This is a genomic window from Halochromatium sp. (genome assembly GCF_054919635.1).
Genome location: NZ_JBUDPI010000118.1, coordinates 1 through 9,961, shown reverse-complemented (window position 1 = coordinate 9,961; position 9,961 = coordinate 1). Strand labels below are relative to the sequence as shown.

Sequence of the window (9,961 nt, the reverse complement as noted above, 5' to 3'; positions counted from 1 at the left end):
GAGATCTTCCGCGAGATCCTGCGCGAGGCACGCCAGTTCGAGGTCGAGCAGTTGCTGGTTCTGGCCTCACAAGAGGTCATCGATCGGCTTCTGGACGAAGAATCCGGCCACCTCGCGGAGCTTGAGGAGTTCATCGGCAAGCCGATCAAGCTCCAGGCGGAGTCGCTCTATACCCAAGAGCAGTACGATGTGGTTTTGATCTGAACCGCAACGAGCGCAAGATGAAGCGGCCTCTCCATCGGCTCCTGCATGGAACAGTCACCGCGGTCGCGACCCTGATCATCCTGCTCGCGCTGCTCTCCCTGGGCGCACGGTTGCTGCTGCCGCGCGCCGATGTGATACGCGAGGCCCTGCTCGCGCACCTTAACCAGCGCCTCGGCGTAGAGATTGAGGTCGGTCGCCTCTCGGTGCAGCTGCGCGGACTGACGCCGACGCTGCTGTTTTCCGATGCGAGGCTGCTAACGCCCGAAGAGGCAGCCTCGGCTCCCGCCGCCGGCCCTAGTCCGGGCTCTGATACGGGCCTTGGCTCTAGCCGTAGCGCTGGTTCTGGCCCTGGCTCTGGTGCGGGCTCTGGCGCTGGTGAAGACTCTGGCTCTGGCCAGAGCTCTAGCCCTGACCCGAGTTCTCGGCCTCGCCCTGGCCGTCTGCTGCTCTCGGCGCGCAGTTGAGGCATCGATCTCGACCTGCTGGCCACACTCAAGGCGCGTCGGCCGCGGATCGACGCCATCAGCCTCGTCGGTGCCAAGATCCGAGTGCTGCGCGAGCCGGATGGCAGCATCCGCGTCCTGGGTCTTGACTCGCTACGAGGCAATGACGCCCAGGCGCTCGACTTCTTCCTCGACGAGGGGCGTTTCCGATTGCTCGACAGCCAGCTGAGCTGGCGTGACCTGAGCGCAGATGCACCCGCCCAAACCCTGTTCGTCGAGGTCGCCGAGCTGGCCAACCAGGGCCAACAGCATGAGCTGCGTGTGCGAGCGGACACGCTCGACCCGCATGGACGCCACGCCGCCAACGAGCCGACGAGCAAGCCCGAAGGGACTCAGAACGGGACGCGCGAGCGCCTAAGACTCGATCAGCTCGAGATCCTCGCTCAGCTCAGCGGCCCTGCAGAACATCCGGAGCACTGGTCCGGACGCCTCTATCTCAGCGCCGAGGGCGACAACCTCGGCGCCGTCGCTGAGGGATTCCTGCCGGCTCAGCTCAGGCTGCACAACGGCGACTTTCAGCTCGAGAGCTGGAATCGGCTGGAGCAGGGTCAGCTGACCGACTCGCTGACGCGGCTTGAGCTCGACGACCTGAAGGTCGAGGGCGAGCGCAGCAGTGATCGCAGCAGTGATAACAGGTTGGGCAACCTGGCAGCGCTAGCACATTGGCAGCGGCAGGCCGACGGCTGGCGATTGGACCTTCGCGATCTCCTCCTGCCCGGTCGAGACCCATCGGCACAAACCTCGGCGAGCCTCCAGTTCCGCCACAAGCCCGCAACGCCCGACGATGATGGGACAGAGCCCTCGGCCAGGCTCTTCGCGGCGATCGGCAGGCTCCAGCTCGAGCCGATCGCCCGTGCCGTCCCACCGATCGCGCCCGATCTGCCCACCCCGATCATCGCCCTCAGCAAGGGTCGTATCCATGGACAAGCCCGGAATCTCGCCGTGCAGCTGGACCTGAGCCCTAACCGGGACCTGGTCTTGCCGGCCGCGTCCAGGACAACAGAGGAGGCGTCCCGGCCCCCGTTGAGGATCAGCGATTGGCGCCTGAGCGCCGAGATCGACGACCTAACCATCGACCCCGCATCATCGAGTCCGGCGTCCACGCCTCCGTCGGCCGCACCTGGCGCCGGCATCCCGCCGGTCTCCGGCCTCAACCTCAACCTGGACCTCGGCCCCCGAGGTGGCTACGCCAGCCTCCGCAGCAGGGATGCCGGAATCGACCTGAGACCACTGTTCGGCCGGCCCCATCGCTTCACCACGCTCGAAGGCGACTTCGCCTGGCGTCTGATGCCTGCCGGCTCGATCCACCTCTGGACTCAGGCCTTAACGGCCAACACCCGGCATCTAGACAGCCTGACCCGCCTCAGCCTCTGCCTGCATCCATCCGGTGCTAACCCCTTCATCGACCTCCAGACGCATCTGCGCGAGGCGCCGATCGCCGCCCTGCCATACTGGCTACCCGTCGGGATCATGGATGACCGCCTGGAGGACTGGCTGCAACAGGCGATCGTCGCCGGTCGACTCGAATCCGGCGATCTACTGCTGCGCGGGCCACTCGAGCGCTTCCCGTTCGATGATCAAGCGGGGCGGTTCATCCTCGAGCTACGCGCCGTTGACGGGGTGCTCGACTACGACGTCGCCGCCGAGCCCTCGCGCTCCCAGCCAGGTCTGAGCAACGCGGAGGAGACCGCGCGCCTGAGCTGGCCCCCGTTGCAGCAGGTCGCCGCAACGCTGCGCTTCGAGAACCGCAGCCTGGAGATCGATGTGCCAAGCGCCGAGATCCTGAACAGCTGGGTCGATGCCGGTCGGGTCAGCATGCCCAACCTCTGGCAACCGACCTATCTGGAGATCGACGCCCGTGGCACCGGCCCCCTGGCGGATGGGATGCACGTGCTGGCGACCTCGCCGCTGGCCCGACAGCTTGGCGGCCTTGCATCGACGGTCGAGGTCAGTGGAAGCGGTGACATTCATTTGCAGCTGGGAGTTCCCTTGAACCGCTCACTCCCCTTCCGCTATGGCGGTGAGCTGATCTGGGAGCCACCCCCCAACGAGGAGCCAGAGCGCAGCCTTCAGATCAAGGGTACCGATCTGCAGTTCGAGCAGATCACCGGGCGCTTGCATTTCGATGAGACCGGCATCGAGGCTCAGGGCATCCGCGCGCGTCTGGGCCGGCAGACGCTCGAGGTCGACGTTGAGACACTGGACAGCGGCACGGAAGAGGCTCGGACCGAGATCGATCTCCAGGGCCGAACCGCCGTCGACCGACTCGCCGAGACCCTGCCCAGCAGCCTCTGGTCCTTGGTGCGCGGCTCGCTCGATTGGCAACTGGAGCTCAGCCTCAGCAACCGCGATGCGACGCAAGCGCGCCCGCCGATCGACTTCAGCCTCAGATCCAAGCTTCAGGGTATCGGCCTGTCGCTGCCAGCCCCCATCGGCAAACCACCGGGTGAGCAGCGCCGGTTTAGGCTGAGCGGCCGCTTTCAGGATCAATGGCCACTCGACTTGACGCTCGAGTATGGCGAGATCGGCGGCTTGTTGGAGGTCGATCGCAGACCCGGCGGCGACATCAGGCTCGAACGTCTTGCGGTTGATCTCAACGACCAGCCAACATCCTTGCCACCCGGGCGCTCGATTGAGATCAGCGGCGCACTAGCGCAATTACAGCTCATCCCCTGGCTGGACTGGGCCAGCAAGACCGACCTCAAGGCCCTTCAAGGCGGCAGCCGCGATGGGGCGCTGCGCATCCTCCCGGTGCATCTTCAGGTTCAGGATCTGCATCTCGGGGCACTACAACTGAGCGATCTGCAGGCAGTCTTGACCTCAGAGCCGCAAGGGGCCTGGGATATCCGTTTCAGCGCAGAACAGACCGGCGACAGCCAGATCAGGCTGCCGGCAGCCAGCGCTGATCGGCAGCGGCCCACGCAGATCCGCCTCGAGCAACTTGACCTAGCGCCAATCATCGACACCGATCGCCAACCCGATGCGGAGCGGCGAGCCGAGGCGCGCGCTGACCCGCGGCGAGTCGGCGGCATCGATCTCGAGATCGAGCGGCTGCGCTATGGAGACGATCTGCTAGGCCGGCTGCGCATCCAGGGTCGAGCGCAGCCAAACGGTCTGCACTTCGAGCATCTGTCCGTGACCGGCCCCCATATCGACGCCAACGGCAGCGGAGACTGGCTGATCGACGCGACCGACTACGTCCAGTCGTCGCTTCAGATCGACGCCAAGAGCAATGCGGTCGGCGAGCTGCTGCGCGAGAGCGGCTTCTACAGCGCCTTGAGCGATGCGCCCGGTCAGCTGCAGCTCGATCTGAGCTGGCCGGGTGATCCGAGTGCGCTGAGCCTTGCGGGCGCACGCGGCTTGATGCAGATCGAGATCGGCTCTGGCCGCCTGCTCGAGATGGAACCTGGCGTTGGCCGCATGCTGGGCATCCTCAATACCGCCGCCCTCGGCCGCAGGCTCAGCCTCGACTTCAGTGACGTCTTCGATGACGGCTTCAGCTTCGATAGGATCGAGGGCGAGATCGGCATCGGCAGCGGCGAGGCGATGATCCGTGACCTCGACATTGTGGCGCCACCGGCCGATATCCGCATCACCGGTCACACCGATCTGGTCAATGGGACACTCGACCAAGAGGTCGAGGTCACCCCCAAGATCGGCGTTGGCCTGGCGCTCGCGAGCGCCGTCGCCGGCGGGCCGGTCGTCGGCGCTGCCGTCTTCCTCGCAGACAAGGTCACTGATGGTGCCGTTGAGCGGCTTGGGCGCTACGCCTACAAGGTCACTGGTCCCTGGCGTGATCCGCTGATCCGACGCGTCGATACCGGCGGCTCACCCTCCCTCGGCAACCTCTTCGTCGACGAGGGCGTCGAAGCCGACCCGGGCGCCAGCCGCGCCGAAGCCAAGGCCGATACTAACAACCGCAGCACCGCCAGCACCGGCACCGGCACCGGCACCGGCACCGGCACCGGCACCGGCACCGGCACTGGCACTGGCACCGGCACTGGCAGCAGCAGCGATGAAAACAGCGGCCAGAGGCCCGAGCCGACACGCCCGTCCCCATCAACCTCCGAGGAGCCAAACAATCCCTTCCTCGAGGGCTTCTGAGCGGTCGCCGCCGATTGGCGCCAAATGGGCCGCAAGAGGCCGACGAATGGGCTTTGGGCCCGGCGGACGCTTTGCGACCGATGGCTCGCGAGGTGCTATGGTTACAGAAATTTGACGTTAACGAACACCGATGAGTGACTCCTCAAACCTTGCTGCCGTGCAGATGGCCTCCGGCCCGAACACGACGGCCAATCTGATCGAAGCTGAGCGTCTGATTAACCTCGCTGCCGAAGCCGGCGCCGGCCTGGTAGTGCTCCCCGAAAACTTCGCCTTCATGGGCAAGCAGGATCGCGACCTGCTCGCGCTGGTGGAGTCCGATGGCACTGGCCAGCTGCAAGACTTCCTCGCCAAGATGGCAGAGCGCTACGGCATCTGGATCGTCGGCGGCACCATCCCATTGCGCAGCAATCATCCAGAGCGCGTGCGTTCGGCGACCCTGATCTACAACGCCCATGGGGATCGCGTCGCTCGCTATGACAAGATGCACCTGTTCGATGTCGTACTGCCCGACGCCGACGAGCGCTATCAGGAATCGGCGACGATCGAGCCCGGTGATCAGAGCCCGGTGATCGATACCCCTTTCGGCCGACTCGGTGTGCTCATCTGCTACGACCTGCGCTTCCCGGAGACCGCACGGCGGATGATCGACAGCGGCCTCGAGATCCTCGCCGTTCCAGCAGCCTTCACCGCGCTGACCGGCAAGGCGCATTGGGAGACGCTGATTCGGGCGCGTGCGATCGAGAATCTGGCCTATGTGGTCGCAGCCGCGCAAGGTGGCTTCCATCTCAGCGGCCGAGAGACTTACGGCCACAGCATGATCGTTGACCCCTGGGGCAACGTGCTGGCCCAGATCGCGCGCGGCGTTGGTCAGATCTGCTGCACGCTCGATCACGACCGCCAGGCCTCGATCCGACGTACCTTTCCCGTGCTCGAGCATCGGCGCCTCAAGTGCCGCTGAACGCCAATCACCAACCAATCCGCTTGCGACAAACAGAGCCCGCACAGGGACGCCAGGTTGTGCACGACATCACAGAGACGCTATCGCAAACTGGAAAAAGCGCGTACTGCCTCCCACCTCCTCCGGTATTGGGCCAACGCCCACCGCCTCCAGAGACCTGAACGCCTTTATCTCATGACCGACTCCATCGAACTCGCGCGTCAAAGCATCCTCGCGCCCTTCGGCCTCGGCGACAGCGACCTCGATCGCCTGATCGGCGCCCTGCGCAGCCCTGCCATCGACGCCGCCGACGTCTATTTCCAGAGCAGCCGCTTGCAGTCCTGGATGCTCGAGGATGGCATCATCAAGGATGGCAGCTTCAACATCGAGCAAGGCGCCGGCCTGCGCGCCATCAGCGGTGAGAAGACCGGCTTCGCCTACTCCGACGAGCTCGAGCTGACCGCCCTGACCAAGGCCGCCGATGCCGCTCGCGCCATCGCCCGCGGTGGCGGCGCGGCACCGATCAGCATCGGCAGCGGCCTGCCGGCACGGCAACGGCTCTACGAGCCGATGAACCCGATCGAGAGCCTGGACGACGCCGCCAAGATCGACCTGCTGCACCGGGTCGACGCCGAGGCCCGCGGCATGGACTCGCGGGTCAAGGAGGTCATGACCAGCCTGGTCGCCGTGCAGGACACCATCCTCGTGATCTCCGACGACGGCCGACTCAGCGCCGATGTGCGCCCGCTGATCCGCCTCAGCGTGGTCGCCGTGGTCGAGGAGAACGGCCGCCGCGAGCAGGCCCACAGCGGCGGCGGTGCCCGCCTCGACCTGGGCTGGATGCTGGCCGAGGACCGCGCGCTCGGCTTCGCCCGCGAGGCCGTGCGCCAGGCCCTGGTCAACCTGGAAGCCGGCCCAGCACCGGCTGGCACCATGCCGGTAGTGCTCGGCGCCGGCTGGCCCGGCGTGCTCCTGCACGAGGCCGTCGGCCACGGGCTCGAGGGCGACTTCAACCGTAAGGGCACCTCGGCCTTCAGCGGGCGGCTCAATCAGCGCGTCGCCGCCAAGGGCGTCACCGTGGTCGACGATGGCACCTTGCCTGGTCGCCGTGGCTCGCTCAACATCGACGACGAGGGCACCCCAACCCACTGCACCACGCTGATCGAGGACGGCATCCTGGTCGGCTACATGCAGGATCGGCTCAACGCCCGTCTCATGGGCATGGAGCCGACCGGCAACGGGCGGCGCGAGTCCTATGCCCATCTACCGATGCCGCGCATGACCAACACCTACATGCTCGCTGGCAATCATGATCCGGGCGAGATCATCGCCTCGGTCGAGAAGGGGCTGTACGCTGTCAACTTCGGCGGCGGCCAGGTCGACATCACCTCCGGCAAGTTCACCTTCTCCGCCAGCGAGGCTTACCTGATCGAGAACGGCAAGATCGGCCGCCCGGTCAAGGGCGCGACCCTGATCGGCAACGGCCCCGATGTGCTCACCCGCGTCAGCATGGTCGGCAACGACCTCAAGCTCGACGAAGGTGTCGGCACCTGCGGCAAGGATGGACAGAGCGTACCGGTGGGCGTTGGCCAGCCGACGCTGCGCGTCGATGCACTGACCGTGGGTGGCACTGGGGCGGGTGGCGACTGAGGCGTTGACGCGATCGACGCAGCACGATCTCCGGGAGCGCGACCTAAGGCTGGTTGCTGGATTGGGCGCCAGCTAGATCGGTGTTCGAGCCTGATCGAATGCTCGCTGGATCGGTGTTGTGCAGCCGGATCGCGCAACCGCCGGGTCCGGGCGCCGCCCGGGTCTGAAGCACCCGCAGTATCGGGGCGCTGGCCGGATCTTGCGGTAGGATGAGCGCGGCAAGAGACCGGCTCGCTCACCGACACCTTCGATTCGCATGAAGATTCTCACCTACCGCGGCCTGGACACCAGCGCCATCCCTGGCTACGAGAAGCTCGTCGCCTACCTCAGCGCCGACGACTTCCGCTCCGCCGATGTCAAGAAGATCGGCGACAACCTCTATCGCGCGCGGCTCGACCGCAGCAATCGTCTGCTGTTCGCCCTCTATCGCCACGAGGGCGAGCGCTATGCGCTGGTGCTGGAATACCTTCCCCAGCACGCCCTACGAGAAATCGCGCTTCCTTGCTCGCGGTGTGCCAATCGATGAAGAGCGTATCTAGGAGGTGACCGCCGAGGCCACGACGATGGCACTCCAAGAGGCGATCAGCTCGTTACAGGCGCGGGCCTCTTCTAAAGTGGTTCGACGTTGGAGGTGTGCACCGCCATCATCGGGTCGAACAGCGCGGCTTGGCTAATGCGGTAGGCCTCGAGACCGAGCTTGAAGTCCGCGCCATCGGCATCGAAGGCCCAGGGACGACCGGCTTGGGCGAGTTCCAGGCGGGACTCGTCGGTGCGGCACAGCATCTGCTCGCCAAGGCGGCCCTGGCTGTCTTTGTCGTAGGCGGTGAGGGCGTGCTCACGGTGCAGCTCGACCTGCACGATGCGAAAGATGTCCTCGGGCACGATGCCGCGAACCTGGGCATCCGTCTTGAGGGCGCTGATTTGAAATCGCTGTTTTGCGACGCCTATTTTAATTATATTCATCATATGCTTACGCGCGAAATAGCCAACGCATCTGCTAGAAGGCCCGTCAGGAGAGGCTCTACTGAAAATCGGCAGTAGTAAAAAGAATTGCGGGGAATGCTATAGGTTTTATTTTTCTCGATTTTGTACATACATTTGTCTACACTTTCTAGATGGAGATTAAAGCGGCAGGCTTTGATTGGGACGAAGGAAACTGGCCGAAGTGTGGAAAGCACGGTCTGAAACGCTCGGAGATCGAAGCGCTGTTCGACGCTGCTCCAGATGTGTTCCCGGACCCGGCCCACTCGCAGGACGAGCGCCGGCTTCTGGCCATCGGTCGCGGAGACAAGGGCCGCCGGGCGCTTGTAGTTTTCACGCTACGAGCAACAGCGGACGGTTCGTTAATCCGCCCCATCAGTGCCCGCTACATGCATCAGAAGGAGGTCGAACACTATGAACGACAAAAACACACTTAGGCCGCTGCCTGAATTCAACAGCGACGAAGAAGCAGATCGCTTTGTCGAAGAAGCCGATTTGACGGAATACGACTTATCCGGCTTCTCACCCGTTCGCTTTGAGTTCGAGAAGAAGGCGGCGCGGATCAATATGCGCCTCCCTGAATCCCTGCTCGCGGCCGTGAAAACGCGCGCGCAGGCGCGAGGCATCCCCTATCAGCGATTTATCCGGGAAGCCGTCGAGAAGGCCCTTGAAGAGCGCAAGCCGTGAGCAACGGACCCGAATGGATCAAGGAGCTCAACGCCAAGAGAAACGAAATCAACGACGTTGCAGGTGGCGACCGTGAGGCCGAGTACCCTGACGATCACAGCACTCATGGCGTCTTCGTCGAGGGCACCCAGCCGTTGCGGATTTCACCCGTGATCGCAACATGAGACCGAGTATGTGGCAATCTTTGGTCTAATGGTCACCGCCTGGACCAGGCAGCAACACCATGCAGTAAGAGGCAGTAGACAGTACATCATGGCAAATTTGGCCACCGCGGATAGCGGCACCCAGCTTCACCGGCTTGAGCAAGCCATCGATCATCTCCTCAGCGAGGCCAAGCGCTGCGGCGCCAGTGCGGCCGAGGCCGGGGTCAGCGCCAGCACGGGGCTTGAGGTGGCGGTGCGCATGGGCGAGATCGAGACTGTCGAGCACACCCGCGATCACGGCCTCGGCATCACCGTCTACTTCGGCAAGCGCAAGGGCTCGGCGAGCACCTCTGATCTGAGCCCGCAAGCGATCAGCGACGCCGTCGCCCAGGCCTGCAGCATCGCCAAGCATACTCAGGAAGACCCCTGCGCTGGCCTGGCGCCAGCGGAGCTGATGGCAACCGACATCCCGGCGCTCGACCTGGAACATCCCTGGGGCATCAGCGTTGAGGATGCGGTGCGTCAGGCGACCGAGTGCGAGGATGCGGCCCGTGCCCATGATGCGCGCATCGTCAACTCCGAGGGCGCCAACCTCAGCACGCACGCTGGGCTCAAGGTCTACGGCAACAGCCACGGCTTCGTCGGCGGCTATCCGAGCACCCGTCATGGCCTCAGTGTCGCCGTGGTCGGCAAGGTCGGCGACGACATGCAGCGGGACTATTGGTGGACCTCGGCGCGCGCACCGGAGGATC

General features: G+C 64.8%; 10 protein-coding genes and 1 pseudogene. 10 read left to right on the top strand and 1 reads right to left on the bottom strand.

Features of this window, described 5'->3' with window-relative positions:
• The 6 genes and pseudogenes from ACY693_RS09145 to ACY693_RS09120 all read left to right on the top strand — a co-directional run.
• Nucleotides 1-204, top strand: a pseudogene (locus ACY693_RS09145) (Rne/Rng family ribonuclease); the annotation flags it as partial.
• A gap of 17 nt (nucleotides 205-221) precedes the next feature.
• Nucleotides 222-668: a hypothetical protein gene (locus ACY693_RS09140; protein ID WP_462321518.1), complete on the top strand. Its 447-nt coding sequence runs from the start codon at nucleotides 222-224 to the stop codon at nucleotides 666-668.
• 3 nt (nucleotides 669-671) lie between these two features.
• Nucleotides 672-4,811: a YhdP family protein gene (locus ACY693_RS09135; RefSeq protein ID WP_462321519.1), complete on the top strand. Its 4,140-nt coding sequence runs from the start codon at nucleotides 672-674 to the stop codon at nucleotides 4,809-4,811.
• Between the two features lie 130 nt (nucleotides 4,812-4,941).
• Nucleotides 4,942-5,769 (top strand): carbon-nitrogen hydrolase family protein, encoded by an 828-nt coding sequence (locus ACY693_RS09130; RefSeq protein ID WP_462321517.1) that lies wholly within the window; start codon nucleotides 4,942-4,944, stop codon nucleotides 5,767-5,769.
• Between the two features lie 174 nt (nucleotides 5,770-5,943).
• Nucleotides 5,944-7,398 carry a metalloprotease TldD gene (gene tldD, locus ACY693_RS09125; RefSeq protein ID WP_462321516.1) on the top strand — a complete coding sequence of 485 codons (1,455 nt, stop codon included), beginning with the start codon at nucleotides 5,944-5,946 and terminating at the stop codon, nucleotides 7,396-7,398.
• A gap of 256 nt (nucleotides 7,399-7,654) precedes the next feature.
• Nucleotides 7,655-7,924, top strand: coding sequence for a hypothetical protein (locus ACY693_RS09120; protein WP_462321515.1), 270 nt, complete (start codon nucleotides 7,655-7,657; stop codon nucleotides 7,922-7,924).
• A gap of 83 nt (nucleotides 7,925-8,007) precedes the next feature.
• Here ACY693_RS09120 and ACY693_RS09115 read toward each other — a convergent pair whose 3' ends face one another.
• Nucleotides 8,008-8,361, bottom strand: coding sequence for a hypothetical protein (locus ACY693_RS09115; RefSeq protein ID WP_462321514.1), 354 nt, complete (start codon nucleotides 8,359-8,361; stop codon nucleotides 8,008-8,010).
• A 152-nt stretch (nucleotides 8,362-8,513) separates the two neighbouring features.
• Between ACY693_RS09115 and ACY693_RS09110 the strand changes: the two genes are divergently transcribed.
• The 4 genes from ACY693_RS09110 to ACY693_RS09095 form a co-directional block, all read left to right on the top strand.
• Complete coding sequence (locus ACY693_RS09110; RefSeq protein ID WP_462321513.1) at nucleotides 8,514-8,816, top strand: BrnT family toxin; 303 nt, start codon at nucleotides 8,514-8,516, stop codon at nucleotides 8,814-8,816.
• Complete coding sequence (locus ACY693_RS09105; protein WP_462321512.1) at nucleotides 8,794-9,066, top strand: CopG family antitoxin; 273 nt, start codon at nucleotides 8,794-8,796, stop codon at nucleotides 9,064-9,066. Before ACY693_RS09110 ends, ACY693_RS09105 begins: the two co-directional genes overlap by 23 nt.
• A complete protein-coding gene (locus ACY693_RS09100) occupies nucleotides 9,063-9,230 on the top strand; it encodes a hypothetical protein (RefSeq protein WP_462321511.1) in 168 nt (55 codons plus the stop codon). The genes ACY693_RS09105 and ACY693_RS09100 overlap by 4 nt, the downstream gene beginning before the upstream one ends.
• An 88-nt stretch (nucleotides 9,231-9,318) precedes the next feature.
• A partial coding sequence (locus tag ACY693_RS09095; protein WP_462321510.1) for a PmbA/TldA family metallopeptidase occupies nucleotides 9,319-9,961 on the top strand: 643 nt, incomplete at its 3' end.

What these genes read in the sequence shown, in the direction of transcription:
- ACY693_RS09140 (WP_462321518.1), top strand. Translation starts at nt 222, where the DNA reads ATGAAGCGGCCTCTCCATCGGCTCCTGCATGGAACAGTCACCGCGGTC.
- ACY693_RS09130 (WP_462321517.1), top strand. Translation starts at nt 4,942, where the DNA reads ATGAGTGACTCCTCAAACCTTGCTGCCGTGCAGATGGCCTCCGGCCCG.
- tldD (WP_462321516.1), top strand. Translation starts at nt 5,944, where the DNA reads ATGACCGACTCCATCGAACTCGCGCGTCAAAGCATCCTCGCGCCCTTC.
- ACY693_RS09120 (WP_462321515.1), top strand. Translation starts at nt 7,655, where the DNA reads ATGAAGATTCTCACCTACCGCGGCCTGGACACCAGCGCCATCCCTGGC.
- ACY693_RS09115 (WP_462321514.1), bottom strand. Translation starts at nt 8,361, where the DNA reads ATGAATATAATTAAAATAGGCGTCGCAAAACAGCGATTTCAAATCAGC.
- ACY693_RS09110 (WP_462321513.1), top strand. Translation starts at nt 8,514, where the DNA reads ATGGAGATTAAAGCGGCAGGCTTTGATTGGGACGAAGGAAACTGGCCG.
- ACY693_RS09105 (WP_462321512.1), top strand. Translation starts at nt 8,794, where the DNA reads ATGAACGACAAAAACACACTTAGGCCGCTGCCTGAATTCAACAGCGAC.